Source organism: Pseudomonas retamae (genome assembly GCF_043496865.1).
GTDB classification, from domain to species: Bacteria; Pseudomonadota; Gammaproteobacteria; order Pseudomonadales; family Pseudomonadaceae; genus Aquipseudomonas; species Aquipseudomonas retamae.
Map to the genome: position 1 here is coordinate 120,879 of NZ_JBIEIL010000013.1, position 26,310 is coordinate 147,188.

23 protein-coding genes are annotated in these 26,310 nt (G+C 58.2%); 8 read left to right on the plus strand and 15 right to left on the minus strand.

The window, feature by feature from the left end; all coding sequences use genetic code 11:
• The first annotated feature begins 52 nt into the window (after positions 1-52).
• Both ACGSLL_RS23200 and ACGSLL_RS23205 read left to right on the plus strand, forming a co-directional pair.
• On the plus strand, positions 53-526 hold the full coding sequence (locus ACGSLL_RS23200; RefSeq protein ID WP_394508078.1) for a hypothetical protein: 474 nt from the start codon (positions 53-55) through the stop codon (positions 524-526).
• A 106-nt stretch (positions 527-632) separates the two neighbouring features.
• Positions 633-1,424, plus strand: a complete 792-nt coding sequence (locus tag ACGSLL_RS23205) for a transporter substrate-binding domain-containing protein (RefSeq protein WP_394508079.1) — start codon at positions 633-635, stop codon at positions 1,422-1,424.
• A gap of 3 nt (positions 1,425-1,427) precedes the next feature.
• Here the strand turns inward: ACGSLL_RS23205 and ACGSLL_RS23210 are convergent, their stop codons facing one another.
• Positions 1,428-1,637, minus strand: a complete 210-nt coding sequence (locus ACGSLL_RS23210) for a hypothetical protein (protein WP_394508080.1) — start codon at positions 1,635-1,637, stop codon at positions 1,428-1,430.
• 1,196 nt (positions 1,638-2,833) lie between these two features.
• Between ACGSLL_RS23210 and dusA the strand changes: the two genes are divergently transcribed.
• Positions 2,834-3,820 carry a tRNA dihydrouridine(20/20a) synthase DusA gene (gene dusA, locus ACGSLL_RS23215; RefSeq protein ID WP_394508081.1) on the plus strand — a complete coding sequence of 329 codons (987 nt, stop codon included), beginning with the start codon at positions 2,834-2,836 and terminating at the stop codon, positions 3,818-3,820.
• A gap of 49 nt (positions 3,821-3,869) precedes the next feature.
• Here the strand turns inward: dusA and ACGSLL_RS23220 are convergent, their stop codons facing one another.
• Positions 3,870-4,703, minus strand: coding sequence for an undecaprenyl-diphosphate phosphatase (locus tag ACGSLL_RS23220; RefSeq protein WP_394508082.1), 834 nt, complete (start codon positions 4,701-4,703; stop codon positions 3,870-3,872).
• Positions 4,704-5,212: 509 nt separating this feature from the next.
• Between ACGSLL_RS23220 and ACGSLL_RS23225 the strand changes: the two genes are divergently transcribed.
• From ACGSLL_RS23225 to ACGSLL_RS23235, 3 genes are all read left to right on the plus strand, one after another.
• Positions 5,213-5,950: a winged helix-turn-helix domain-containing protein gene (locus ACGSLL_RS23225; RefSeq protein WP_394508083.1), complete on the plus strand. Its 738-nt coding sequence runs from the start codon at positions 5,213-5,215 to the stop codon at positions 5,948-5,950.
• Between the two features lie 278 nt (positions 5,951-6,228).
• Positions 6,229-6,888, plus strand: a complete 660-nt coding sequence (locus ACGSLL_RS23230; protein ID WP_394508084.1) for a winged helix-turn-helix domain-containing protein — start codon at positions 6,229-6,231, stop codon at positions 6,886-6,888.
• 382 nt (positions 6,889-7,270) lie between these two features.
• Positions 7,271-8,665 (plus strand): undecaprenyl-phosphate glucose phosphotransferase, encoded by a 1,395-nt coding sequence (locus ACGSLL_RS23235; RefSeq protein WP_090284665.1) that lies wholly within the window; start codon positions 7,271-7,273, stop codon positions 8,663-8,665.
• A gap of 486 nt (positions 8,666-9,151) precedes the next feature.
• Here the strand turns inward: ACGSLL_RS23235 and ACGSLL_RS23240 are convergent, their stop codons facing one another.
• The 6 genes from ACGSLL_RS23240 to galE all read right to left on the minus strand — a co-directional run bounded on the left by ACGSLL_RS23240 (position 9,152) and on the right by galE (position 15,352).
• Positions 9,152-11,230: a YjbH domain-containing protein gene (locus ACGSLL_RS23240; RefSeq protein ID WP_394508085.1), complete on the minus strand. Its 2,079-nt coding sequence runs from the start codon at positions 11,228-11,230 to the stop codon at positions 9,152-9,154.
• On the minus strand, positions 11,227-11,988 hold the full coding sequence (locus tag ACGSLL_RS23245; protein ID WP_394508086.1) for a capsule biosynthesis GfcC family protein: 762 nt from the start codon (positions 11,986-11,988) through the stop codon (positions 11,227-11,229). Before ACGSLL_RS23245 ends, ACGSLL_RS23240 begins: the two co-directional genes overlap by 4 nt.
• Positions 11,985-12,650: a YjbF family lipoprotein gene (locus ACGSLL_RS23250; protein WP_394508087.1), complete on the minus strand. Its 666-nt coding sequence runs from the start codon at positions 12,648-12,650 to the stop codon at positions 11,985-11,987. Before ACGSLL_RS23250 ends, ACGSLL_RS23245 begins: the two co-directional genes overlap by 4 nt.
• An 11-nt stretch (positions 12,651-12,661) precedes the next feature.
• Positions 12,662-13,777 (minus strand): polysaccharide biosynthesis/export family protein, encoded by a 1,116-nt coding sequence (locus ACGSLL_RS23255; protein WP_172833260.1) that lies wholly within the window; start codon positions 13,775-13,777, stop codon positions 12,662-12,664.
• 90 nt (positions 13,778-13,867) lie between these two features.
• The gene (locus ACGSLL_RS23260) at positions 13,868-14,104 is read right to left on the minus strand and encodes a hypothetical protein (protein WP_016775457.1); all 237 of its coding nucleotides are present in this window, start codon (positions 14,102-14,104) and stop codon (positions 13,868-13,870) included.
• A 231-nt stretch (positions 14,105-14,335) separates the two neighbouring features.
• On the minus strand, positions 14,336-15,352 hold the full coding sequence (galE, locus tag ACGSLL_RS23265) for a UDP-glucose 4-epimerase GalE (RefSeq protein WP_394508088.1): 1,017 nt from the start codon (positions 15,350-15,352) through the stop codon (positions 14,336-14,338).
• A gap of 387 nt (positions 15,353-15,739) precedes the next feature.
• Between galE and galU the strand changes: the two genes are divergently transcribed.
• Both galU and ACGSLL_RS23275 read left to right on the plus strand, forming a co-directional pair.
• Complete coding sequence (gene galU, locus ACGSLL_RS23270; protein ID WP_090284675.1) at positions 15,740-16,573, plus strand: UTP--glucose-1-phosphate uridylyltransferase GalU; 834 nt, start codon at positions 15,740-15,742, stop codon at positions 16,571-16,573.
• 47 nt (positions 16,574-16,620) lie between these two features.
• Complete coding sequence (locus tag ACGSLL_RS23275; RefSeq protein ID WP_394508089.1) at positions 16,621-17,031, plus strand: phosphohexomutase domain-containing protein; 411 nt, start codon at positions 16,621-16,623, stop codon at positions 17,029-17,031.
• A 106-nt stretch (positions 17,032-17,137) separates the two neighbouring features.
• On the opposite strand, the gene ACGSLL_RS23280 is transcribed toward ACGSLL_RS23275, so the two are convergent.
• The 7 genes from ACGSLL_RS23280 to ACGSLL_RS23310 form a co-directional block, all read right to left on the minus strand.
• Positions 17,138-18,268: an SGNH/GDSL hydrolase family protein gene (locus ACGSLL_RS23280; protein ID WP_394508090.1), complete on the minus strand. Its 1,131-nt coding sequence runs from the start codon at positions 18,266-18,268 to the stop codon at positions 17,138-17,140.
• A 162-nt stretch (positions 18,269-18,430) separates the two neighbouring features.
• The gene (locus tag ACGSLL_RS23285; protein ID WP_394508091.1) at positions 18,431-19,477 is read right to left on the minus strand and encodes an acyltransferase family protein; all 1,047 of its coding nucleotides are present in this window, start codon (positions 19,475-19,477) and stop codon (positions 18,431-18,433) included.
• 12 nt (positions 19,478-19,489) lie between these two features.
• Positions 19,490-20,593, minus strand: a complete 1,104-nt coding sequence (locus ACGSLL_RS23290; protein ID WP_394508092.1) for a hypothetical protein — start codon at positions 20,591-20,593, stop codon at positions 19,490-19,492.
• Positions 20,584-21,816 carry an MATE family efflux transporter gene (locus ACGSLL_RS23295; RefSeq protein WP_394508093.1) on the minus strand — a complete coding sequence of 411 codons (1,233 nt, stop codon included), beginning with the start codon at positions 21,814-21,816 and terminating at the stop codon, positions 20,584-20,586. Before ACGSLL_RS23295 ends, ACGSLL_RS23290 begins: the two co-directional genes overlap by 10 nt.
• On the minus strand, positions 21,813-22,925 hold the full coding sequence (locus ACGSLL_RS23300; RefSeq protein WP_394508094.1) for a polysaccharide pyruvyl transferase family protein: 1,113 nt from the start codon (positions 22,923-22,925) through the stop codon (positions 21,813-21,815). Before ACGSLL_RS23300 ends, ACGSLL_RS23295 begins: the two co-directional genes overlap by 4 nt.
• A 14-nt stretch (positions 22,926-22,939) precedes the next feature.
• Positions 22,940-24,022 (minus strand): glycosyltransferase, encoded by a 1,083-nt coding sequence (locus tag ACGSLL_RS23305; RefSeq protein WP_342454848.1) that lies wholly within the window; start codon positions 24,020-24,022, stop codon positions 22,940-22,942.
• 40 nt (positions 24,023-24,062) lie between these two features.
• Positions 24,063-26,291, minus strand: coding sequence for a polysaccharide biosynthesis tyrosine autokinase (locus tag ACGSLL_RS23310; protein WP_394508095.1), 2,229 nt, complete (start codon positions 26,289-26,291; stop codon positions 24,063-24,065).
• Positions 26,292-26,310: the final 19 nt, after the last annotated feature.

Sequence of the window (26,310 nt, forward strand, 5' to 3'; positions counted from 1 at the left end):
GTCTTCGCAGGGTCTACGATTAACAGGCAGACATCCAACCAAGGGATCCGACATGAGTAAAGCAGACGAACTCGCCGCCAAACTCAAGCACGTCCATGCTGACGACATTACTTGCGCTGAACTGGAAATCGATTGCTGGCCCGCTCAGGTGTATGACTTGTACCACCGCATCGAAGCCTGGTTACAGCCCGTCACCGAGGTCGGACTGAAGATCCGGCGCAATCCTACGCATGTTTGCGAAACTTCACCGGACGGTGAAGCCCACGACTACGCCATCGACCAACTGATCATCGAGGCCAATCACCACAGCCTGACGTTCGACCCGATTGCGCGTTTTACCGAGGATGGCTGCGGACGGGTGCAAATCAATGTGCCGGGGCGCGATCATTCGTTACTGCGCACGGTTGATGAACATCACGAAAGTCATTGGTGGTTGCAGTCGGTCGAGACCGGGCAGGAGCTGGATGCGATTGCATTGACGGAGAACAATCTGTTGCAGGTGGTGCAGGAAGGGTTGGGGCTGTAGCGCGTTCCGTCATTTGCGCCGAGTTCAACATCGGACTGGATCAACGCTGAGAACGTGTTTAACTTCGAACACGTCCTCTCCGCCCATCCAGAGAAAAATCCGACAGATGCAAACGACAAAAACCACAATACTGCTCGGCGCTCTGCTCGCGTTGCCCTTCACCGCTCAGGCAGCCGACCCGATCACCCACCTCGACAGCATCCAGCAACAAGGCGAGCTGCGTGTTTGCACCACCGGGGACTACAAGCCCTACACCTTCAAACGCGCCGACGGCGAATTCGAAGGCATCGACATCAGCATGGCCCGCTCGCTGGCCGACAGCCTAGGCGTCAAAGTGCAGTGGGTGCAAACCACCTGGAAAACCCTGATGCCCGACATGCAGGCCGGCAAATGTGACATCGGCATGGGCGGCATCTCGGTCACCCTTGAGCGGCAGAAAAAAGCCTACTTCAGCAACACCCTCGACACCGACGGCAAAATCCCGCTGGTGCGCTGCGACGACGTCAGCAAATACCAGACCGTCGAGCAGATCAACCAGCCCAACGTGCGCCTGGTCGAACCCGCCGGCGGCACCAACGAAGCCTTCGTCCACGCCTTCCTGCCCAAAGCGCAACTGGCCCTGCACGACAACGTGACGATCTTCCAACAACTGCTCGACAACAAGGCCGACGTGATGATCACCGACGCCTCGGAAGCGCTGTATCAGCAGAAACTAAAACCGGGACTGTGCGCAGTGAACCCGCATCAGTACATGCAATATGGCGAGAAGGCTTATCTGCTGCCGCGCGATGACATTAGCTGGAAACTGTATGTCGACCAGTGGCTGCACCTGAGCAAAGTCACTGGCAAGTATCAGAAGACCTTGAGCGAGTGGATTGCCGTGCCTGATGCGCAATAAGGCTTAGTCGTCGTGCAGCATGCCGGAACTGTATTGGTTAAGGCTGCTGCCGATGCTGTTGCCGCCGAACTTCAGGGTGTTGGCGTTAGGGCTCTGCGGTGATTGGCAGTCGCTGAAGAAACAACTGGTGGTGGTCAGGCCGCCCGCTCCCGAACAGGCACTCAACATCGATACCGCTGCGGCAATAAGCAGCACATTGAAGATAAGGCGCATGGCACGACTCCCATCGGGATAAAGTGAAAAACCTGTGCAACATCCTAAGCCTGCGCTGAACGCGGCAAGATGAAACTGTGCTGATGGACAGCGCGTGTTCAGCATCGATCGCGGGCGATACGTAACCAGATCAGCGTTTTTGAGCAGAGCGAAATTGGTGAGCAGTTCGCTGGCGATGCATAAGCAGCACATCATGAGTCTTAGCGCGAAACCTACAGTCGCCGACGAAATCCCCTACGCGACCAGATGAAATGACTGAGCTCAGTAAATCATTTTTGACAGTTTAAGCATCAAAAAAAACCCGCTGCAGCCGAAGCTGAAGCGGGTTCCTCCCCTCAAAGATCGACCGTTACTTCAGGTCGTCAAAGTGGTCTCGCAGGAACTCGTAAAAGCGAAACGCTTTTAGCAATCTCCATACGAGGCTCAGCGTACGCAGCAAAAGCTTCATACTTTTGGCCTCCAGTTTGGGGGCCAAACCTCGAGAACGCTTACCGGATCACGCGCTCCTTCGGCTTACACGTCAATGTAGCCAGTGAGGCGGCCGGTTGAAGTCCCTCCGAGAAATCAATCCGGCACGGGTGCAAAACCGTGTCAGGGGGCGTGAAACTGTTAAGTCACCAGCCAAACCTCACCGCGGCACTAACATGTGAGCCCCGGCATGTTAACTTAGAAATTGCAGCCCGAAGACCACTCATTTGATTTGTCATAGACGCTGATCGGTCATATTTGTAAACCGTTATTTCTGCCAGTATCGCCAAAAAAACAACAATGCTCCAAACGGCTAACCGCAGGCAAAAATGACGTTGCATGTGCGCGCAAAGATTCATACCATGACCGCACGTCAATGTAGCCAGTGATGCACCAGTCTCGGTCGCAACTCGAGACTTGAAAAAACCGCCCAGCAAAGGCGGTTTTTTTTCGACTGGAATCTTGGGGCTACGTGCCAACCATTCCCAACGTCGCATTTTTTTTCAGTGCGCGATCAAGCTTGGCGCAATTCGAGTATTCTCGGAACAGCTCGCAGCTTCGCGAATGGAATTAGGGGCCAAATGGAATTAGGAGCCAGACCATGATACTCAGAGGATCTGCTCCAGATTCATAGCGAACGGGAACACGTGGTCACGACGCTTGGGACTCTGCCCCACGCTATTCCTGATAAACTCCCTCACCTTCGCCCCTCTGATCCAGATTCCCCAATGCCTTTACAACCCGCCCCACTCTCCCGCCGTTTTTCCGTCGCGCCCATGATGGATTGGACGGACCGCCATTGCCGTTTCTTCCTGCGCCTCCTGTCGAAGAACGCCCTGCTCTACACCGAAATGGTCACCACCGGCGCTCTCCTCAACGGCGATCACGAACGTTTCCTGCGTCACAACGAAGCCGAGCACCCTCTCGCGTTGCAATTAGGCGGTAGCGTTCCGTTGGATCTGGCCGCCTGCGCACGCATGGCCCAGGAGCATGGCTACGACGAAGTGAACTTGAACGTTGGCTGCCCAAGCGATCGGGTGCAGAACAACATGATTGGCGCCTGCCTGATGGGTCATCCGCAACTGGTGGCGGATTGTGTGAAGGCGATGCGTGATGCGGTGTCGATTCCGGTGACGGTGAAGCATCGCATCGGCATCAACGGTCGGGACAGTTATGCGGAGCTGTGTGATTTCGTCGGCACGGTGCGCGATGCCGGATGCACCAGTTTTACCGTGCATGCGCGGATTGCGATTCTCGAGGGGTTGTCGCCGAAGGAGAATCGCGACATTCCGCCGTTGCGCTATGACGTGGCGGCGCAGCTGAAGGCGGACTTTCCGGAACTTGAGATTGTGCTGAATGGCGGGATCAAGACGCTGGAGTCCTGCCATGAGCATTTGCAGACGTTCGACGGGGTGATGCTAGGGCGTGAGGCGTATCACAATCCGTATTTGTTGGCGGAGGTGGATCAGCAGTTGTTTGGCAGTGCGGCACCGGTGATCAGTCGGGCCGAGGCGTTGGCGCAGTTGCGTCCTTATATAGCTGAGCATTTGCTGGCCGGTGGTTCGATGCATCACATCACGCGGCATGTGCTGGGCCTGGGCACGGGGTTCCCGGGGGCGCGCAAGTTTCGTCAGTTGTTGTCGGTGGATATTCACAAGGCCAAGGATCCGCTGGCGTTGCTGGATCAGGCGGCTGAGTTGCTTGAAGGGCGTTGATGCCCTTCCCATCACTTTAGCCAGGCGGTAGATCCGCCTGGCTTGTCCTTCATGCCGCCGCAGCAGCGGTCCAGTTCACCCACCCAAACCCCCACGTCGCCAGAATCAACAAACCAAAACCAATCCGGTACCAAGCGAACGCGGCATAGCTGTGATTGGCAATAAACTTCAGCAAACCGCGCACGGCGATCATCGCGAAGATGAATGCGGTGACGAAGCCGAGGGCGAAGACTGGCAGGTCGTTGGGCTGGAACAGGTCGCGGTATTTGTAGCCGGAGTACACGGCGGCGCCGACCATGGTGGGCATGGCGAGGAAGAACGAGAATTCGGTGGCGGCTTTGCGCGACAGGCCGAACAGCAGGCCGCCGATGATTGTTGAGCCGGAGCGTGAGGTGCCGGGAATCATCGCCAGGCATTGTACGAAACCTATCTTCAGCGCGTCGGACCAGCGCATGTCGTCGACGTGTTCGACGCTGATCACATGGCTGCGTTGTTCGGCCCACAGCATCACGATGCCGCCGACGACCAGTGCCACGGCGACGGTGACCGGGTTGAACAGGTATTCATGGATGGCGTCGGCGAACAGCACGCCCAGGACAACGGCCGGCAAAAACGCGATCAACAAGTTGAGGGTGAAGCGTTGTGCATTGCGTTCGGTGGGGAGGCCTTTAACGATGTCGAAAATCTTCGGTCGAAACTCCCAGACCACGGCGAGGATGGCGCCCAGTTGAATAATGATGTTGAACGCCATTGCGCGCTCACCGCCGAACTCCAGCAAGTCGGCGACGATGATCTGGTGGCCGGTACTCGAGATGGGCAGAAACTCGGTCAGACCTTCTACCGCACCTAATATCAACACCTGGAAAAAGGTCCAGAAATCCATTAATCCTCCATCAGAGCGCTCTTTGAGAGCGACCGGTCAACTGCACTCAGGAATTGAGTATCGGAAATAAAACAATCGGCACGCCATTCCCATGAGCTGACGCGGCGCCGGCAGAATATGTCTTATCAAAAGCTACACTCAAGTCATGTTAGTAATCGTCGGCCGACGAACTAATCGACAAATATTTAGTGCAGGAGTGGAAAAAAGTTAACGCGCGCAATAAAGTGTGATCCAGTGCACAATATGAACAGATGGCGATACAGTGGCATATCGACATATTAAAAGCTGTCGCAATAGACTCAAAATAGTGGCACCATCGCATATCGCCATCATCTAAGCCGTAGTTCACTCTCTCGAGAAAATCAACTAAAAGCCTGAAAAGCTTACTTATTGTTAGAAATCTCGCGAGGCACGTCTAAAATCCGCGCAAATGTTACCAATTGTCAGTCACAGATGAGAACCGGTGCTTTAACATCCCGATGTCAGCACCTAATTCGAGTCAATGCACGATGCTCTCAGCGAACTTGGCGACTAGAAGCCCGCGCCCGACAAATGACGAACCCGGTGTTCTTACTCTGGGTCGTACCCGTGGCGTGGCCGAACATTTTAGAACGCTGATCGCCCAGCATGTCCGCAGCGACATGGCGCTTGAAGCCAGTGCCTACGCTAGTTCATATAACTTTAATGAACACGTGGGATCTTACCGGGCAATCTTCCTGGTTATCGATAGCCCACAAGCGCTCGAGGACAATCTCGCGCTAGTGGAGAATCTGCGCAACGATAACTTGAAGCCGATTATTTGCGCGGTTATCACCGGCCGCGGCGCCTTCAACAAGATCAAGTACTATCTGGCGGGTGCTGATATTTGTATCAAACTCAACACGCTTTCCGACGACGGCGCAGAGTTGCTGGGCGAGTTCTTCACCAGTGAGGAATGGCAGCGGGATATCAATCTGACGCTTGACCCGACGCGCATTTGCCTGATGGACAAGAGCAAGAAACTCGACATCTCGTTTGCCGAGATGAAGATTCTCGAAGCCTTTGCGCAAACCGGCAATCACATCCTGAGCCATGATGAAATCGCCGGCATCATGGGCCTCAATACCAATTTCTACGACCCTCGAGCGCTGGAAAAATCAATCAGTCGCTTGCGTGGAAAAATCAAGGACATGTATGGTACAAACGCGATTCAGAGCATTCGCGGTTATGGCTATCGCCTGCTGCGGGGTCTGATATCGACTGCCTGAGTCTCGGGCAGCCAATCCCTTTTGCAACGTACGAAGGATCGTCCAATGCAGCCATACAGCTCCTTTTCTGCTCCGCTTCTGTTTGAAATCAAGCAATTGAATGAGCGCGTCAACACGACCCATAACAATAAAACTCCATAACATAGCAGCAGTTCGAGTGGAATTTATCGAGGGCCAATATTGGGCCCAGACCCTGCCTATCGATTACTTCCGAGGAAGCTATTGCTCGCCTGCCGATTTTCTTTTAGCCAATTTTGGTATGTATTCAGGAGAGAGACATGGAAACCAGTACAACCCTCCCAAGGAAATATTTTGTTGTCGTGACTCACAGTACAACGTCGCAACGTGAACTGGAGAGCATCCTGTCCAGCGAACGTTTCAACTCGTTTGGCACGTCGCAGGCACAAATGTTTGTTGAAGGTGTTGCTTCGCCCTCCTCCGCGCCAATGGTGATGGAGTTCACATATCCGCACATCAGTCGAAAAAATGTCGCGCGCAGTATCGAGCACGATACTCAGCGAATTCTGGCCACACTTGAATCGGAATGGCTGGCCGCGCAATCGGCAAATACGTTCCAGCACAACTCTGTCATTACCGGCGATATCAGCAACATGCCCCCTGCCGTTCAAAATGATATGCCGGATAGCGCAACCTGGCATCTTGACCCGGAGCAAGGCGCGCTGATCAAAGAAGACATAGAGATCAGTCTGACCGGGCTGGAAACAGCACTGGTGCGCAAAATGCTCAGCCATGAAGAGCGTGTTGTCAGTCGTGACGACTTGATCATCAGCATCGGTCGCGAACCGGAACAATACCGTGGCCTGGAAATGTGCCTGAGTCGTCTGCAAGACAAATTCAAAAGCGCCAGCAACGGTGAGCGTCTGTTTCGCGCGGTAAGAAATCGCGGTTATTGCCTTATCCAGGACATCGTCGCGTAAATAACGCGAACCTCCGCCAATAAAACAAACAGAACAAGTGCGATTACAAAAACAACAAGAGCACTCTGTTTGGCTTTATCCCTCCTTGAGTTGTACTTTCCTGCCTCCAACAGTAACAAAACCCACACCGCATAATCACCCCCTGCTCTGCGACCTTTTCTAACAGCCTGCTATTTAATTATTAAAACAGTTGGCACTGTGCCATCTTGTTAGAACTCGTCAGACACCATTCCCGGCAATAACTTAGTCTATTGACTGACGACAGTTCGGCATATCGATGTTGTTACCTCAGGACACTCGCTACAACAAAAACAATAAGTCTGCATAACAACTCGGATTTCAACTGTTGAAACCTGAATGGACGTCTTTTGGGGATATTCGTATGGATCTTTCTCTCAGTATCAATCGAAACACGGGCCTCAAGGGACTGACCTTTTGGGGCCAATGGGCACTCGCTCAGGCGTTCGTGGTCACGCTGCTGTTTATCCTGGCCGAGCAACACACCGGTACGGTCGCGTTCTATTACCGAATGTGCGCAACGCTGGCGGTACTGGCCTCGGTTCCGGCCTACACGTTCACCGGTGTCTATCGCAAACGCGACAACTACCTGACCGGCCTGGGCCGGCTGTTCATGGGTTGGTCGATGACCATGGCGGCGCTGGCGTGCATTGCGTTCGTCTGCCAGGCCGATGAGCTGTTTTCGCGTCAGGTGATTCTGAGCTGGGCGGTGTATGGCTTCCTCGGTCAGGCTTTTCTCTACGCACCGCTGCACGCGTTTTCCAAGTACTACCAGCGTTCGCGCAAGAGTGAACACAAGACGCTGATCGTTGGTACCGGTGAACTGGCGCTGGGGCTGGCGAAGAAGCTCAGCCAGCTGGAAAACCTGCCGCTGGTGGGGCTGGTCAGCAACGGCGACGTGACCACGCTGGGTTCCGATGCGCCGCGCGTCGTCGGCGCACAGGAACAGCTGCTGGACCTGATCGCCGCCCATGACATTCGCCGTCTGTACATCACCCTGCCGCTGTGCGAAGCAGCGAAGATCGAGGCGATGTACGTCGATCTGCTGGGCGCCAACGTCGATGTGGTGTGGGTGCCGGATCTGAACAGCCTGACGCTGCTCAACCACTCGGTGAAAGTCGTGGACGGTCTGCCGGCGATCTACCTGAACGAAAGCCCGCTGACCAGCCGCCCGACCGCCGCACTGAGCAAGAGCCTGGTGGAGAAGGCAGTGGCGTTTCTGGCGATCATCGCGCTGAGCCCGATCCTGCTGATCATTGCTCTGGCGGTGAAGCTCAACTCCCCGGGCCCGGTGTTTTTCAAGCAGGATCGCCATGGCTGGAACGGCAAGGTGATCAAGGTCTGGAAATTCCGCTCGATGCGTGTTCACGATGACCGTGATGTGAAGCAGGCCAGCCGCAATGACTCGCGCATTACCGCCGTCGGCCGCTTTATTCGTCGCACCTCGCTGGATGAGTTGCCGCAACTGTTCAACGTCCTGCAAGGGCACATGGCCCTGGTTGGCCCACGTCCACATGCGGTCGCGCACAACAACTACTACTCGGGGAAAATCCTTGCGTACATGGCGCGCCACCGGATTAAACCGGGCATCACCGGCCTCGCCCAGATCAGCGGTTGCCGTGGAGAGACCGATACCATCGACAAGATGCAGAAGCGTGTGGAGATCGACCTGCAGTACATCAACAGTTGGTCGTTGTGGCTGGATCTGAAGATTCTGGTGAAGACACCGTTTACGTTGCTGTCGAAGGATATTTACTGAGGTTCAGGGTTGCACATGCAAGGGGACGAAAGTCCCCTTTTTTGTGGGCGGGATTTGGGGGTGGGTCGGGATTTGTGGCCTGACGAATAACCCATGTAGGAGTGAGCCTGCGCGCGATGGCGGCGTGTCAGGCAACATAAATATTGACTGGGCTTACGCCATCGCGAGCGGGCTCGCTCCCACAGGGGTTCGGCGGATGAGTTGGGATTTGTGTTCTGGCACATAACCCGTGTGGGAGCGAGCCTGCTCGCGATGGCGGTGTGTCAAGCAACATGAATATTGACTGGTCTGACGCCTTCGCGAGCAGGCTCGCTCCCACAGGGATTCGGCGGGTGAGTCGGGATTTTTGGTCTGGCAAATAACCAGTGTGGGAGCGAGCCTGCTCGCGAAAGCGGTGTGTCAGGCAACGGAGATGTTGCCTGATACGACGCCATCGCGAGCAGGCTCACTCCTACAGGGAATCTTTGTTGTAGCGGGGATCAGCGTCTACTCGGTTATCTTCTCGAAATTACGATAGAACATGTCCCCTTCCCGGCTATCGGTCATCGAATGCAATTGATAGCTGCGATTGAGTCGCGCGCCGCCGTCTCGGGTCAGCGGGGCCCAGACCAGGTTGGCGCGGCGCATGGTCGACATGCTCATCATTTCATCGAACGGGATCGACAGATACAGGCCTTTGTCGAAGCTACCTTCGCCATATTCGGCGCTGCTGGCGGTGGTGATCGTTGCCCAGGCGCCGACGCGTACGCCGTTGAAAAACTCCCGGGAGATATCCACCGTCGTGCCCCAGTCGCCGGCCAGATAGCGACCGACACTGACCGCCGCCAGCGTGTCGAACGGCAGGTCGGTGTAGCCGGTGATGTGCCCGGTCACCACCGAGTAATCGCGCAAGGCAAAACCCTGATCGAAATCGCGCTGACGCACCCAGTTCAGGTCCGCCCCCAGCGACCAGCGCTCGCCGGTCGGGCGGAACAGCACCTCGGCGCCGACACCGGCAAACATCGATTCCAGATAACCGCCATAGACCATGCCATACAGGTCTTTGTCGAGTTGCTCGGCATGGCTGACCTGGAACAGCGGCATGGTCGTATTGGAGGTGGTCAGGTACTGCCGCAGATCGGTTCGCACACGCGGTAATCCGCTGGGCGCGTCGTAGCTGAATTTGTCGAAGTTGTTCGCCAGGTTGGCGCTGAGCAAGCCGCTCCACCAGGTGTTGCGGTTGAAACGATATTCGGCGTCGGCATCGGCGCTGAATTGATAGAGCAAGCCATCCGGGCCGCCGACGTTCTGCTTGAAGCCCAGGCCCACGCCATAGCTGAAATGCTGCGGCGCCTCGGTGTAGAGGGTCGTCTCGTTGTGCGGCATGGCCGGGTTGATTTCGGTGGTGCGGTGCAGCGATTCCAGCGGCTCCTCGTTGTTGATCACTTCGCGGAAGGTCTGGCGCGGCAGGCTGGTTTCTTCCAGCGGCAAGTCGTAGCGCTTGTTGACCACGGTGAACCAGTCGATGTCGTCGTTGACGCTGTTATCGAGAATCCGGCTCGCCCGCCCTACGGCTTTGGACGAATGGAAATAGCGCTGCTGCTCGCCGTAGACGATCAGCTCGGAATCACGCTGGGCGATGCGCTCGACCTTGTAGCCGGCGTTCTGCTGCAAGCGCCTCGATACGTCGGCCCAGTTGACCTGCTCCATCGTCGCGGTCGGGGCTTTCGCCGGTAGCGGTTCCGGGGTCGGGTCGTAGGTTTTCGCCGGGGCCTTGCGGCTGACGAAATTGGTGTGAAAGGTCACCCCGAACATCGCCGTGTTGCCGCGCTCCCACGCGGCGCTGACGTCGATCGAATCGGTGACCTTGAACACCGCGCCGAGGTTGATCGGCGAGTCCTGCTTGATCTCGTTGTCCTTCGGTTCGTTTTTGTAATCGTTGCCTTCGAACTCTAGTTTCAGACTGAGACGATCCCACGGCGTCTGGTAGCTCACGCCACCGAACAACGAAGGCCGGCCACGGAAATACGAACCCGAGTTGACGTCACCGGTGCCCTCGAGCGCCGGCCGGGTATCAAAGCGACTGCTGGCATAGCCCAGCGGGTTATCGAAGTCGCCGCGATTGCCGATGTAGCCCCAGGCGATGCCGGCGCTGAAATCGAAATTGTCGTAGCGTTTGTTGGCGACAAAATATTCACTGGAGAACAAACCGGTACCACCGATATCTCGGAAGCCCAACGCCACTTCCGGCGCCCAGTGGCTTTCCTGCCAGAGCCGGACTTTAGCGTCGACCGCCTTGTCCTTATAGCTTTGGCTGCCGCTCAGGGCCTCCGAGCCGTACGGCCGGTTAGTGATCGCGGTGTAGCGAAACGAGCCCTCGAGCCAGTCCAGCGGTTGCAACGACACGCTGTAGCGGCTGTACGGATCGGTGCGGTTGGCGTTGACGCTCAATTCCCCCGCCGGGGCCATGCGCGCGGTCGGCGTCTGCCACAGGCCGGTGCCACCGAAGTCATTCTGAGTGATGCGCGGCTCGGCGTGAGCCAGACCGCAGGGCAATAACAACACAGCTGCAAAACGTAACTTCAACGAACCACCTCGGCCAGCTGCGTGGCAATGAATTCGGCCAACTGCTGATTCAGTTCAGGAAGAGGCGGATCAAGATCATCATTTTTCAGCGGCACCAGAATTTTGCTGCCGGCTACCGGGAATTGCCCGGACTCGCGATTCCAGTGAGCAATGCCCACGCGCCGTGACACGCCGTTGGGCTGGATCAGCCACAGATAATCGGCTTCGGCATCGTCGAGAATCGAACAGCCTTGCAAATACTCACGCGCCTCCTGCAACGGCTGATACGGCAAGTAGCATGGCGCGGCGACGGCGCCCAGCACTTGCACTTCATCGACCCTTTTCGGATAGACCAGACGATCGCCATCCTCGAGACGAATGTTGCGCGCGAATCCGGTTTCCACTGCCACCGGGTCGAGATCGGCGATCTGCCGACCGGTCACCGGCATCTGCCGCACGTCTTCAGCAACACGCTGCGCGAGTGCCACACGGCTCGGTTTGTCGAACAGCACGGCCATGCGCTGCAGCACCTCGAGATCGAACAGCACACCGACCTTGAGCCGCGTTTGCTGTTCGATCAGCGACTGACGCAGCAAGCCGCCGGCGAGCCAGTAACCTTCGGCGTTCGGCACCGCTTCACCGATGACATCGAGCAAGCGCCCGCCGGGCGGCAACGGAATCGGCCCCGGATTGGCGACATCGCCTGAAACGGTGACGGCAGCCTGGCTGGCGCCGGTCATCAGGATCAGGCCCGCGGACCACAATCTCAGGCGCTTCACGGCAGGTGCCTGCGAGCAGGCGTCAGTTGCACGACCTTGACGCGCAACTGCGTCGTCAGTTGCTGCTCGCTCTGCAGAATGAACCCGTCGCGCGGGTCGACCCAGTAATGATTGGTCGCGTGCAAGCCGATGGCTGGCGCGTCAATCTGCTCATCGACCCGCAGCACGGCGTATTCCTTGTCGAGAATATTCAGGGTGGTGTCCGCGCGACGGCTGAAGCGGCTGTTGACGATCACCCCGACTTCCTGGCCCTTGTACAGGTCGATCCAGCGGCGCGTGATGAAACCATCGGCGACGTGATGCAGGCCTCGCTTGAACGGCGAGTCATCGGCCAGGCGTGTGCCGTCCAAGTCCCCTTCCAGGCCCAGGCCGATGCTGCGCACGGCGAGGCCATCGCGCAGCAGCAGGACTTGCTTGCCGGAGGCGACCCAGAACTGCAGGTCCTCACGCTCGCGCATCAGCGCCAGCACGCCGGAGCCGGACGGCGTGGTCAGCTTCAGTTGCGGGTAATTGACCGCGGCCACTTCAGCGGCCGTCACGTCCACTTCGTCCGGGCCGACCACTGCGGCTTTGAGGTTGTTCAGCGACGCGCTCATCAGCGGATTACAACCACTGAGCAACACCGCCGCACACAGGCAGACGCCAACTTTCAACGTATTCACAGTCGGCGACCTTATTTGCTGTTGTTACTGTATTCGCTCCAGTTCTTCGCCGCGGAAGCCCCGGTGCCGACAATCGATGCCGACGGCACCAACTGGCTGATGAAGCGGTTCCAGCGCGTGACGTTTGCCGGACCGACGTAGACCACATCCTGCGGGCGCACCTGAAAGTGCGAGGCCAGCGCCATGGCGGTCGGTGATTCGGCTTCCAGCTGATAGATCTTCGCCGGCTCGACATCGAGGTTTTCCACGCCACGAATGACGTACACCGCGTTGCCGTTGGAACTGGTCTGGCTGAGGCCACCGACCGAACCGAGCACGTCAGAGAGGTTCATCGTCGCCGTCTTGAAGCTCAACGCGCGCGGCTGGTTGACCTCGCCCATCACGTAGATGCGCTTGTTGTCGTTGTACGGCAGATACAACTGGTCGCCGCCCTTGAGAAAGACGTTCTGCAACTCCGAATCCTGCTGATTGAGCGCGTCGAGATTGAGCGGATACGTGCGCCCGTTGCGCGTCAGCAAGAGCCCGGACAGATCGGCGTTGTTGGTGTCGATACCGGCCGAGCCGAGCGCTTCGACCACGCTCAACGGGTTGGTGGAAATCGCTTGCGGGCCGGCCTTGGTGACCGCACCGGTGACCACGACTTTCTGGCTGGCAAAACGCAGTACCGCGACGTCAACCTGCGGCTCGGCAATGAACGCCGACAAGCGCTGCTCGATGTCCGCGCGCAGTTGCTGGATGGTGCGGCCGGCGGCCTGCACTTCCTTGATGAACGGGTAATACAGCGTGCCATCGGAGCGCACCAGACGGCCGTTGGCATCAATCTGTTGCTGCGCGCCGGACGGGGCCGTCAGCTCCGGGTGATCCCACACGGTGATGTACAGCACGTCGTTGTTGCCGATGCGGTACTCGGCGGGGGTCGCCAACAGCTCCGCTGGCAGCGACTCGTGCTTTTGCGTCGCGCGGTTCATGGCGATCAGCTTCGGCGTGATCGGAATCAGCTCGACCCGGCTGCTTTCACTCGCGCCCTGGCGGGTGATGTCGCTGGTGCTGAGGTATTGACCGGGGGAAAACATGCAACCTTGCAGAGCGAGACTTGCCAACATTAAAAGATAAACACTACGAGTCATAATGGCACTACGCTATTCAAGGGCGAATCCAAAAACAAAGTCACCCGACTTGCGTCGGGCGACCCTGTACTGCACTAACAGAACTTCCTGTTAGTTATGCGTGCCGGTTGTACCGGTGGTACCCGTCGTACCGGTGGTACCGCCGTTGGCACTGCCACCGCTGTTGGACGCCGCTACAGCACTGGCAACCATTGCAGTACTGGCTGCGGGCGCTTGAGAAGCCGCCACACTGCCACCTACATTGGTTACCGCTGTCAACGGCGCTTCAGCGGCGGCAGCCCAGTTGCTCAACATCGTCAACAGGGCAACTGCCATCACTTTTTTCATATCAACTCCTTTCTAACATTCGGCCTGTTAAAAAACCGGCCTGTGTTAGCGGTGGTAGAGTTCAAGTCCGCAAAAAGCGCGAACAAGATCCGTTGTTCTTTCACAGTCAAACGCAACTGATAAAAGTCGAACGGCAGGCTTATATCTACGGACTTGCAAAAGGCATTGCCAGTGTAATTTCCCGACGTTATCTAACAACCTGACTGAAAATAACATTGGACTAATTGGCCATCATCCCGAGTAGCCATTGGGATGATTGGATTGCCAGCGCCAGGTGTCGGCGACCATGTCCTGCAAGTTGCGTGTGGCCTTCCAGCCAAGTTCTTTCGCTGCTTTCGAAGCGTCGGCAAAACTCTCGGCAATATCACCAGCGCGACGCGGCATCATCCGGTACGGCACCGGCCGTCCACAGGCTTGTTCGAATGCCTGCAACACTTGCAGCACGCTGTAGCCATCGCCGGTGCCGAGGTTCCAGGTGTGGATGCCAGTGCGCTCGCTGATCGACTGCAACGCCTTCAAATGCCCGTCCGCCAGATCAACCACGTGGATGTAATCGCGCACCCCGGTGCCGTCGACCGTGGGGTAGTCGTTGCCGAAGATCGACAACTCTTGCAGGCTGCCGACCGCCACCTGGCTGATGTACGGCACCAGATTGTTGGGAATGCCGTTGGGGTCTTCGCCCATGTGGCCGCTCTGGTGCGCGCCGATCGGGTTGAAGTAGCGCAGCAAGGCGATGCTCCAGCGCGGCTCGGCACGGCTCAGATCGCGCAACACGTTTTCCACGATCAGCTTCGACTGGCCGTAGGGATTGGTCGGCGTGCCGGTCGGGAAATCTTCGCTGATCGGCATCTGCTCAGGCTCGCCATATACCGTGGCCGAGGAGCTGAACACCAGGCGGAACACCCCCGCCGCCGCCATCGCCTGACACAGCGTGACGCTGCCGCCGACGTTGGTTTCGTAGTATTCGAGCGGCTTGCGCACGCTTTCGCCCACCGCTTTGAGCCCGGCGAAATGCAGCACCGCTTCGATCTGATGCTCACGGAAGATCCGGTCGAGCAACGCGCGGTCGCAGACATCGCCGCGAATCATCCAGGCACTCTTGCCGCAAATCGCTTCGACGGCGTGAAGTGCCGCGTCGCTGCTGTTGCAAAGATTATCCAGAACCACAACTTCATAACCTGCTTCAAGCAATGCAAGTGTGGTATGCGAGCCGATATAGCCGGCGCCACCCGTTACCAGAATCTTCATAGCGCGGTCCGTCTTTTGGATAAGTGACAAGTAACGTGTCAAGCCTTGTGTATCGAACCTGTGTCACAGTCGACACAAACAAGGCGACAACAACCGAAAACAAATTCAGTTCAATGACTGGCAATAAATATTTTTGCAGGTCACACTGTATTGCCGTTACTTATTAGCACTCCCGGCGCACTCATCACTATCAACAGATACCGACTAAAAATAACTAACAAGGCACTTACCGACATCCTCTAACATTGTCGGCTTTTAGCTGCCTGATCAATTGCAATGAATAACCTGACTCGGGTATTAAAGTAAGCCTTCAATCCTTATTGAAACTTGCCGCCTGCTCAGGTGCGCAACCGTCGCCTGTGTTCCATGACTGTCCAGGATACTTTTATGATTCGTAAATGTTTGTTCCCCGCTGCCGGTTATGGCACGCGTTTTCTGCCGGCCACCAAAGCCATGCCGAAAGAAATGCTGCCGATCGTCAACAAGCCGTTGATCGAATACGCCGTCGAGGAAGCGCGGGACGCCGGGCTGCAACACATGGCCATCGTTACCGGCCGCGGCAAGCGTGCGCTGGAAGACCATTTCGATATCAGCTACGAACTCGAGCACCAGATTCGCGGTACCGAAAAAGAGAAATTCCTCGCCGGCACCCGCGAACTGATCGACACCTGCACCTTCTCCTACACCCGTCAGGTAGAAATGAAAGGCCTCGGCCACGCAATTCTCAGCGGCCGCCCGTTGATTGGTGACGAACCGTTTGCCGTGGTGCTGGCCGATGACTTGTGCCTGAACCTGGAAGGCGACGGCGTGCTGTCGCAGATGATCCAGCTGTACAAGAAATTCCGTTGCTCGATTGTCGCCATCCAGGAAGTCCCGGCTGACCAGACTCACAAGTACGGGGTGATTGCCGGCGAGCTGATTTCCGAGGGTATCTACCGGGTGAATAACATGGTGGAAAAACCGGCACCGCAAGACGCGCCGTCGAACCTTGCGATCATCGGTCGCTACATCCTCACGCCGGACATTTTCGACCTGATCGCCGACACCCAACCGGGCAAGGGCGGCGAAATCCAGATCACCGACGCGCTGATGAAACAGGCGCAGAACGGTTGCGTGCTGGCCTACAAGTTCAAAGGCCTGCGCTTCGACTGTGGTGATGCCGAGGGTTACTTGCAGGCGACCAACTTCTGCTACGAAAACGTTTACCTCAAGGGCCGCTAAGACGGCTCCAGCATTGCGGATTCACTCATTATTTCAGGCAGGCAACCATGAACATTGCACACTATTCAGCAGAGATTGAACGTGAGGTGGACAACCTTGGAATGATGAGCTGGCTGTCGCGCCATCAGCCGTTGCCCAGCGCCAACGAAACCTGGCTGGGCACGATTTTGCTGGTGGAGCGGATCGGCGTGTTTCCGGCGTCCGGTGATATTCGCCGGCCAATGCGTGATCCGTATCCCCTGCTCGCGCATTTGAAAACGCTGTATGGCGAACAGGCGCTGGAAATGGATGACCGCGACGGCCTGAAAGTGATCTTCAGCGACTGGCGCTTCCGGGTGCGGATCTGCTGCAACGACCCGGCGATCATCATCAACGTCGAAACCCGTTGTGATGCGCGGTTGATGCCGCAGAAGCTCACCGAATTGCTCGATCAGGTCGACGCCTACACACAGAACTGATCGTTCCCACGCTCTGCGTGGGAATGCCGCCTGGGACGCTCCGCGTCCCTTCGCCGGGTGACGCAGAGCGTCACAGGATGCATTCCCACGCAGAGCGTGGGAACGATCATCGTGAGGCAGCGTTGCAATCAGTCTTGCCCCCCATGATCCAGCCGTAGAAATAATCGGCAATCACCTTGCCGCCCGTGGCCGGCAGCGGATGAATCTTGTCCGGACCGATCATCGCCGCGGCGTAGCGTTTGACGTCGGGGCCGAATGCGCATTGCAGGTTGGCGAACCCCAGGTGCTGCTCACGCGCCCAAGGCTCGAGCACCTGCGCATACGCCGCCATCGGGTAAGCGCTGGAACGCGTGGTGTCCTGGCGCATGATCAGGTTGATGCTAGCGGCCGGTTGAATCTCGCGCAGCATGCCGACCAGACCTTGCACGTTGTGCAGATACTGCTCGGGCTTCACGCCGAAACCCTGGTCGTTGCCGCCCAGCATGATCAGATAAACGTCGGCGGGAATCTTCGCTACCGCTGCTTTCCACTGCGCCTGCCATTGTCGGTCGGCGTGATAAAAATCCGCCGAAGCCGCACCCGACGCCGCCAGTTTCGACACGCGAATGCCGGGCTGATCGTTGCGCATCCACAGCCCGAACAAGGTCGGCGCGCCTTTGCGCACTTCGAGCCTGAACGACCAGTCTTTCGCGGTGGACAGGCCGGCAAGCGGCACTTCCTGCACGCCCGAACCGACAAGTTTCAACGGTTGCCAGTCTTGCGCCGGCGACCAGCGATAACGCAGCTCACTGGTTTCGCCGTTGCCCAGATACAACAGCTTCGCCTGAGTTACTGCCGTATCGATGCGCGGCGTAGGGTTGGCATCCACCTGCAGCCAGGCCCCGGCGCGGCCGGTGACGGTGCGGCTGTCGGGGCTGGCCTGGCCCAGCTCGGAGACTTTCCAGCCGCCGCCAAAGTATTGATCGCTGCTGCGGGTGTATTTGAAATGCGTGCCGCCGAGTGCCGCGCCGTGGTTGAAACCGACATAACCCGGCCCGGCAAAACCGGTTTCACCGGCCACCCGTTGCACCAGTTTGTTCAGGTAGAAATCCTGTCCGGCGGTGTAGCTGTCACCGATCACCGAGACCGACAACACCTTGCCGGCCTTGCCCTCGCGCCATTGCGCGAAGCGCTCGCGAGCGTCGCCCACCTGAATCACCGATGCAGAAACGGGTTGGGCATTATCAACTGCCACCATGCAAAAATTTCCTCCAGTCTGGAATGGCCCCTTCGCGAGCAGGCTCGCTCCCACAGGGGGTTCTGAGTCATCCACAAAATGTGTTCATTTCATGAACCCTGTGGGAGCTGGCTCTGTGTCGTGCACAAATCCATTGTGGGAGCGAGCCTGCTCGCGAAGCTTTTAGCTGCTCTGGGTTTGCACCACGGGGGTGATGACCGCTGCTGGTTTCTTCCTGCTCGCCTTCTCACCAAGGAACAACACCGAAGTAAAGTTGAACCGGCTGAAAATCATCGCCAACACTACCGGCCCGAGCAGGCCGACACTCAAGCCACCCAGCACCAACAGACTCTCATCCTTCACGCCGAGACGCCCCAGGACAAACCGTGACGTCGCCGCGAACAGCACATGAAACAGAAAAATCGCATAGGAATAGCCACCGAGCCAGGTCAGCGCTTTCGAGCGCATGTCGCTGGACAACAATGCGATGCACGACACACACCCCACCGCCAGGCCGATCAGGCTGCGACGATCGACGATCAACTCGCGATCGATCGCCGCGACGTACAGCAGCGTCAGCGAGATCAGCACAAACAACAGCGGCCCGAGCACCTTGAAGCGCTGCTTGAGAACATCGACATTCTCCTGCCCGATCATCCCCGCAACAAAAAACGGCAGCAGGTAAATCGCGCCGTTGATGCCAAACGCATCGAGCGGCAACGGTGGCAGCAGAAACAACAGCGCGGCGAAGGCAAACAGGCCATACAGGCGCGTCGCCGAACGCAGCAGACCGCGCCACTCCAGCAGGCCGACGAAGATGAAGATGATGAACACCGCCTGGAGAAACCAGAAGTGGTTGATCGGCACCCAGAACGACAGCAACGCGTCGATCACGCCGACATCCTTGTTCACCCCCGGCCCCACCGCTTGCAGCACCGAGAACGGCACGCCGACGCAAAACAGCGGCACGATCAAACGGCGCACCTTGCCGCTGACGAACGCACCGAAGTCATTGCCACGGATTTTGTAGATCGAATAGATGTAGCCCGAGATGAAGGTGAACAGCGGCATGCGCACGTACACCATCGAGTCGGCGATGACCCGGAACGGCGAGCCGATATCGATCTTCAACCCGCCGCCCAGCGGCCCGATGACGTGGTACAGCACCAGCAGCAGGCACGCCAGGCCACGCAGGGTTTCGATCTCCAGGGACTTTTTCTTGCTCGACATAAAGCACCTGCCTCAATTCAGAATTCTGGATTCAACCTGCACCGGCTTGTTCGCCCGCAGCATCAAGCCGAGGCCAACGAACAACACCGGCACCACCATCGAAAAATGCCGGGCAAAGGAACCGAAGTCCGGCTCGAACAGGCCTTGCACCAGCAGGAAGGCCAACGGAATCGCGATCAGTTCCTTGGGTTTGGTCTGGATCGGCGCGCCCTTGTAATCGGTCGAGGTGATGACTTTGAACAGCAGCAGCGCGGTCATGATCATCAGCGCAACAAAGATCACCTGACCCGGCCCGGACAGCAGAATCAGCTCCACCGGGAACGACAGCCGGAAGAAAATGATCATCGAGTCCAGCGCCTGCGAGACGAAGTCGCTGCCGCTGAGCCACGACACGATCAACGACTTCGAGCCCTCCTCCCCTGCCGTGCGCAGTTCGTTGTTGCTGGCGCGAATCGACGACACCGGAAAGCCCAGCGCAACCTGAATGGCCATGGCCACGGCCAGATAAAACAGAAACAGCATCAGGAAAAAGGTGAAGCGCGACACGTACTTCTTCATCACGCAGACGCCGACCCATGACAGCGAAAACAGAATCCAGTACGGCCGGATCAGCACGCCGTAGATCACCGCCGACAAGAAAAAACCGCCGCGATATTTGCGCGTCAACGAGCTGAGCAGAATGCTCAACACCGCCACCGATACGATGATTTCCTTGGTCAGGTTCTCAAGGAAAAACGAACGCACGATGCCCCACAGACACAAGGTGCCGAAGATCGTCAGCGGCATGCGTCGAAACACCACCACCGGAATCGCCGTGAGGAAAAAATTGCAGAACATGCCGTAGGCCCAGGCATTGGTCAGGTTGATACCGGTGGGCCGCAGCAGGAACGCCGAGCACTCGTAGGACGAGCGATCGGGCGAGAACGGGTTCCAGAAATTGCAGTTGTCGGCGCGCGCGTAGGACGACCACAAGGTCATCGCATCCGGCCCCGGATCGCGCGGGATCAACAGCGGCATCGCCACCGACAGAAACAGCCCGGTAAACAGGATCAGAAACGAAAGCGAAGAATCGAGTCGCTTGCCGCGAAACTCGATGCACGGCAACTTCAGGCCCATGACAACGCAGCCTTCTTCGCCGCGGTGACACGGGTCAGCAGCGCAATCACTGCGAGCTGCACGACGATGGCGAAGACATTGCCCCACGCCGCGCCGTAGATCGAGTAATGCTTGATCAGCACATAGCTGACCGGTACCGAAATCAGCAGGCAGATCGCCGCGCTGGCCAGCGACACCCGGCTGTTTTTCGAAGCAATCAAACCGCCCCAGACGATGTCGCCGATGGCCCGTAGCGCGAAGGAAAAAATCAGCACACCGAGGATCGCGTTATCCGGACGCGGCACGCTGGTAGCGACGTAATCGAGCACCAGGTTGAAAAACACGTAGATCGCCACGGCGACAACGGCGGACACCACCAGCGAGCGCATCACCCACTTGTTCACGAACAGTTGCTTGACCGTGAACGCCTGTTGATCGGCCTGAAAGCGCTTGGCCAATACCGGAATCCCGACCACCGCCACCACTGCGTACGACAACGCCTGCAAGGTGTTCGCCGCCGACCACGCGTACACGTATTTACCGAGGCTGGCGTAGGGTTCCAGATCGATGATCAGAAAGCGCTCGGCGTACTGACTCAGGGCGATCAAACCGGTGCCGAGGTAGAACGGCAACCCGGCCTTCCATACGGTGGCGGTGTCCAGCACCGCCGCCTCCCGGCCCTTGTGTACCCGCGCCACGATCAGGTAACCGGCGATAATCACCAGCACGTTGGCAGCCACCCACAGCCACAACACGCTGGCGATGCCCGCGACCCAGCCGAGCATCATCCCGGCCACCGCCAACACCGCCCACAGGCCGGTCTTGATGAAAAACAGCAAGGCCCCGGCGGTGGCTTTCTGGGCGGAAAACACGAAGGAGTTGATCTCGAACGACAGGTGCTCGGTGAGCAATACCAACGTCACGCAAAGCACCAGCGCAGCGCTCGCTTCGACCTGCTGGAACAACGAATAGATCAACACCGTGACCACCGACAACAGCAGCCCTACTGCCAGATACAGAAGCAGGACTTTGTCGACCACACGACGCGAACTGCCGCCGACACTGATCAAGCGATTGATCTCGGAACTGAAACCGACGCTGTAGAACTTCGACGCAATCAGCGACGCCGCCACCACCACGCCGTAAAACCCCAGCGCCTCGTAGCCCAGATAATGGGTGATCGCGAGCACCAGCAGAAACTTCGCGCCCAATGCCCCGCCGCGAAGCAACAGGCGAAATATCATCGAACGACACCCTTGATGATCTCGTCCATGGCCACGGTTTTTGCCTCGATCTCGCGGCAGGTGTCGGTCAGACGTTTGCCGAAATCCGCCAATGCATTCGGCGCGTAAACCGTGTTGATGATGGTGTCGACGTCAATATCGCCGCCGTTGATCACCCAGTCCTCGACGCCCATGTCCTGATAGGCGCCAAAGCCTTTGCGCTCGTAGCTGATATGGAACGCCGGCACGCCGGACAGCAGCGATTCGATGGCGCCGTGCAGACGTACGGAAATCACCAGGTCCGGTTGGTATTTGGCGATCGTGGCTTTCAGCGACAGCAGGTCTTCAGTGATGCCCAGTTCGCGATAGAACGCGCCGTCATCGTTGCCACGCACCGCGCTTTGCACGGCGCAGACCACTTCGCTTTTGTTCTTCAGCCGCTGCAGCAGCAACTTCAGATTGGCGACGTAAGCGACTTTCTTCTCTTTGCTCCACTCCGGCGGCTTGCGCAGCACCACGCACACCGTGGCCGGCGACGCGGCGCAACGGGTGAACTTGGGCTGCTGGAGAATCTTGCTGGCCAGCGACTGCACCGCCAGATCCGGCGCGCGGTAGACGTTTTCGCAGGCATCGAAAATCGCCGAGGAGCGATTGTCACGGACGAACACTGCGTCGGCGCTGGCGTAGTGCTCGACGATCTTGCTGCTTTCGCCATGGAACGGGCCGATGCTCTGCGGCAGGTACACCGACGGCACCTTGCTGAGAATTGCGGTCTCCAGTTGCTTGGCGTGGCCGAGCTTCAATTTGATGTGTTCGAACGCGCTTTTCGAGCGCATGTAACCGCCACCGACGCCGACGATCAGGTCGGTCTTTTTCAACAGATCGGCGAGCCCGGCGTACGACTGATTGAGAAACACTGCCTGCTTGACCCGGCCCAGGCCTTTGGCGGCCATCACCGGCGCGTCGAAGCGCGGGTGCGGCAGGTAGTTGAAGGAGTCCGGGTCGGAGGCGACGACGCTGATCGCGGTGTCTTCACCAAAGTTGCGCTGCACCAGCGCGATTGCCAGGTCGACGAGCAAACCGTCACCGGAGTTGGAGGCACTGTAGCCGTGCAAAATCGTTACGTTCATAGCGTGAGTTCTACTTAATAAGTGGGAGCGCGATACAGGTCGTAGGTCTGGCGAATCATCAACGCGGCGCTGAAACGCTCGCGGACGATGCTCCGGCCTTCGTTGCCGAGGTCGAGCAGGCGCGGTTTCTGGATGATCGTCAGCACATCGGCGAGTGCCTGGTGGTCGCCGCTGGGGAAGACGTAGCCGGACACTTCGTTGGTGACCAGCTCCGGCAGCGACGTGCAATTGCTGGCAATCACCGGCAAGCCCATGGCCATGCCTTCCAGCGGCACCATGGCAAACCCTTCCCAGCGACTGGGCACGATCAGCGCATCGGCTTTCTGATACAGCGCCTGCACTTCACTCGGTGTTACCCACGGCAGGTACTCGACCGAGTCCATCGGCGGGCAATCCACCGAATCCTCGTTCACCGCACTGCCGACCACCGTCAGTTTGAGGTCCTTGCGCTGGACTTTGGCGAAGGCCTTGAGCAGCACGTCGAAACCTTTTTGATAGTCGAGACGGCCGACGAACAGTAGATGGATCGGCTCGGTACCCGCGGCTTTCGGCGCGTCGTCCTTGTGATGGATGCCGTTGTAGATCAGCTTCATGCGCTTGCGCTCGATGCCGAACCGCGCGGCTTTGTCGAGTTCGTACTGGCTGACGCAGATGATCACGTCGGTGACTTTTTGCAGCACCCGCTCGATCCACGCATAGACCTTCTGCTTGGTCGGCGAGCTTTCCATCAGGAACGAAAACGCGTGCGGGCAATAGACGATCTGCGGCTTGCGCCACGGTCGCAACAGCACGCAGACACAGCGGCCGATCACCCCGGAAAACGTGCTGTGCAGATGCACCACATCGGGTTTTTCCTTGATCAGCACCTGGCTCAGGCGCCAGGCGAAACGCAACAGCGACGGCACGTTGCGGCCGCTGCGGGCGAAGGTGCGAATCTGCGGTGGCGCGATGCCGTGCAGTTCTTTTTCCTGATCCTCGGGGACCAGATACACCAGCTCGTAGTTCGCCGCGTCGCCTTCGGGAGAAGCCGAAATCGTGCGGATCACCGTCGCGACGCCACCTTTGATCGTCTCTGCCACGTGCAGTATTTTCTTCACAACTCACCCACTTCAAACAGGAAAGGACAATCGCCAGATTTCAGGATTTGTCGGACGCGTATTCGTAGTTGTAATAGCCGTAGCCACCGTTGCCGTAGTAGCTGGCGGCACGCTTCTCGACGCCGTTGAACACCGCACCTTTGAGCTCGATGCCGTTCTGCGCGAAACGGCGGATGGTCAGTTCGATTTCCTTCGCCGGGTTCACCCCGAAGCGCGTGACGATCAGGCTGATCCCGGCTTCACGGCCGACAATCGCCGCGTCGGTAACCGCCAGCAGCGGCGGCGTGTCGATGATCACCAGGTCGTAGCGCTCGCTCAGTTCCGCCAGCAGGTCGCGGAAATTCGCATGCATCAACAGCTCGGAAGGATTCGGCGGCACTTGGCCGCGACTGATGAAATGCAGGTTGTCGACTTCGACGGTGTGGATCGCCTCATCAATGCTGCAACGCTTGACCAGCAGGTCGGACAAGCCGTTGGTGATTGGCGTGTTGAGGGTCTTGTGCAGGTGACCTTTGCGCATATCGGCATCGATCAGCACCACGCGCTGGCCGCTCAAGGCCATGACCGCCGCGAGGTTGGACGAGACGAAGGTCTTGCCGACCTGCGGGCTCGGCCCGGAAATCATGATGCGGTTGTTGGTTGAATCGAGCCCGGCGAAGTGCAGGCAGGTGCGCAGGCTGCGAATCGACTCGATCGACAGGTCAGTCGGGTTGCGCAGGGCCAGCAAGTACGCCGGTTTGTCGACGCCGTCGCGGGCGCGCCCTTTTCGGCCGTCTTCTTCCTCTTGCAGTGCACTGTAGGGAATCGACGCATACACCGGCAGACCCAGTTGCTCGATCGCCTCCGGACCTTCCAGCCCGCGGCTCAGGGATTTGCGCAGCAGCACCAGCGCGACGCCGACGAAGGCGCCCAGGAACGTCGCGATCAGCACGATCAGCGGCTTCTTCGGCTTGACCGGGCTGGTCAGGTCGACATCGGCGGTATCGACCAGGCGCACGTTGCCCACCGCACCCGCGCGGACGATGTCCAGCTCCTGGGACTTATTGAGCAACTGCGTGTAGATCTGCGAGGCGACTTCGACGTCGCGGGTCAGGTTGAGCAGTTCCTGCTGGGTCGCCGGCAAGTCCTGGACTTTGCCTTCCAGCGATTTCTGTTGCTGGGTCAACTCACCGATCTGGCTCATCAAGGCGCGATAGGCCGGATGCTGTTTGGTGAACTTGCGATCCAGCTCCGCCTGCTGCATTTTCAGCTCGGAGATGCGCGTTTCCAGCGCCACCGACTGGCCCAGCACCGACTGGGTTTCCAGCGAAATGTTTACGGTCTTGCCATGGGTCTGATAGGCGTTCAGCGCGTCGCTGGCCTTGGCCAGATCACGCTTGACCTGCGGCAACTGGCTCTGCAGAAACGCCAGGCTCTGCGCCGCTTCCGCCGAAGTCCGCCGCACGTTCTGCTCGACGTACAGCGCGGCGATCTTGTTGAGGATCTTCACCGCTTCAGCCGCGTCGGAACTGGCCAGCGCCAGACGGATGATCCCCGACTCCTTGCCTTGCTCGGAAATATCCAGCGCGTCCTGATAGCCCTGAATGGTCACGATCCGCGGATTGCGCACCACTTCGAAGTGGGTACCGGGGTTGGCCGACAGCTGCGTGATCAGGCCTTCGACGTCGTCCTGGGCGAACGCCTCGCCGGCGCGACCTTCAACCAGCAGGTTGTCGTTGTCATCGAATAGCTGGAAGCGTTGTTGCTCGCCAGCAATCAGCGTGAGTTTCTTGCCGAGCAACTCCTTGGGCAGATTGAGCCGGGCAAATTCCAGGCGCTCACCGCCCCAGGCGTAGCTGTTCAGGCCGAAGCGCGGCGCGGCGACACTGGACTCGGTTTCGCCGCGATAACGGCGGGCAAGAAAACCGCCAATCATCGGGAAGGTTTTCGGCGTGACGTCGATGTCCAGACGCAGGTCGTCGACGGTTTTGCCGATCACCGCGCGGGATTTGATGATGCCGATTTCGGTCACCGACGGCGATTGCCCGCCGAGCATGCTGTTGAGGTCGGAGAACCCGAGCATGTCGTTCTTTTTCGGCTCGACCTGCACCAGCGCGTTCGCCAGGTACACGGGCGTGGCCAACACCGCATAAGCCACGCCGGCGACCATGAAGGCGCCGGTCAATGCGCCGATCAACCATTTCTGATCGATCAGGCTGCCGAATATGCCGAGCAGATCAATACTGTCTTGATCATTGTCACGGGTGCCGATTACTGACGGTAACTGCATAAGTCTGTTCTTACCATTG

Excerpts from the sequence above, each read along its gene's own strand:
- ACGSLL_RS23200 (WP_394508078.1), top strand. The coding sequence starts at position 53 with ATGAGTAAAGCAGACGAACTCGCCGCCAAACTCAAGCACGTCCATGCT.
- ACGSLL_RS23205 (WP_394508079.1), top strand. The coding sequence starts at position 633 with ATGCAAACGACAAAAACCACAATACTGCTCGGCGCTCTGCTCGCGTTG.
- ACGSLL_RS23210 (WP_394508080.1), bottom strand. The coding sequence starts at position 1,637 with ATGCGCCTTATCTTCAATGTGCTGCTTATTGCCGCAGCGGTATCGATG.
- dusA (WP_394508081.1), top strand. The coding sequence starts at position 2,834 with ATGCCTTTACAACCCGCCCCACTCTCCCGCCGTTTTTCCGTCGCGCCC.
- ACGSLL_RS23220 (WP_394508082.1), bottom strand. The coding sequence starts at position 4,703 with ATGGATTTCTGGACCTTTTTCCAGGTGTTGATATTAGGTGCGGTAGAA.
- ACGSLL_RS23225 (WP_394508083.1), top strand. The coding sequence starts at position 5,213 with ATGCTCTCAGCGAACTTGGCGACTAGAAGCCCGCGCCCGACAAATGAC.
- ACGSLL_RS23230 (WP_394508084.1), top strand. The coding sequence starts at position 6,229 with ATGGAAACCAGTACAACCCTCCCAAGGAAATATTTTGTTGTCGTGACT.
- ACGSLL_RS23235 (WP_090284665.1), top strand. The coding sequence starts at position 7,271 with ATGGATCTTTCTCTCAGTATCAATCGAAACACGGGCCTCAAGGGACTG.
- ACGSLL_RS23255 (WP_172833260.1), bottom strand. The coding sequence starts at position 13,777 with ATGACTCGTAGTGTTTATCTTTTAATGTTGGCAAGTCTCGCTCTGCAA.
- ACGSLL_RS23260 (WP_016775457.1), bottom strand. The coding sequence starts at position 14,104 with ATGAAAAAAGTGATGGCAGTTGCCCTGTTGACGATGTTGAGCAACTGG.
- galE (WP_394508088.1), bottom strand. The coding sequence starts at position 15,352 with ATGAAGATTCTGGTAACGGGTGGCGCCGGCTATATCGGCTCGCATACC.
- galU (WP_090284675.1), top strand. The coding sequence starts at position 15,740 with ATGATTCGTAAATGTTTGTTCCCCGCTGCCGGTTATGGCACGCGTTTT.
- ACGSLL_RS23275 (WP_394508089.1), top strand. The coding sequence starts at position 16,621 with ATGAACATTGCACACTATTCAGCAGAGATTGAACGTGAGGTGGACAAC.
- ACGSLL_RS23280 (WP_394508090.1), bottom strand. The coding sequence starts at position 18,268 with ATGGTGGCAGTTGATAATGCCCAACCCGTTTCTGCATCGGTGATTCAG.
- ACGSLL_RS23285 (WP_394508091.1), bottom strand. The coding sequence starts at position 19,477 with ATGTCGAGCAAGAAAAAGTCCCTGGAGATCGAAACCCTGCGTGGCCTG.
- ACGSLL_RS23290 (WP_394508092.1), bottom strand. The coding sequence starts at position 20,593 with ATGGGCCTGAAGTTGCCGTGCATCGAGTTTCGCGGCAAGCGACTCGAT.
- ACGSLL_RS23295 (WP_394508093.1), bottom strand. The coding sequence starts at position 21,816 with ATGATATTTCGCCTGTTGCTTCGCGGCGGGGCATTGGGCGCGAAGTTT.
- ACGSLL_RS23300 (WP_394508094.1), bottom strand. The coding sequence starts at position 22,925 with ATGAACGTAACGATTTTGCACGGCTACAGTGCCTCCAACTCCGGTGAC.
- ACGSLL_RS23310 (WP_394508095.1), bottom strand. The coding sequence starts at position 26,291 with ATGCAGTTACCGTCAGTAATCGGCACCCGTGACAATGATCAAGACAGT.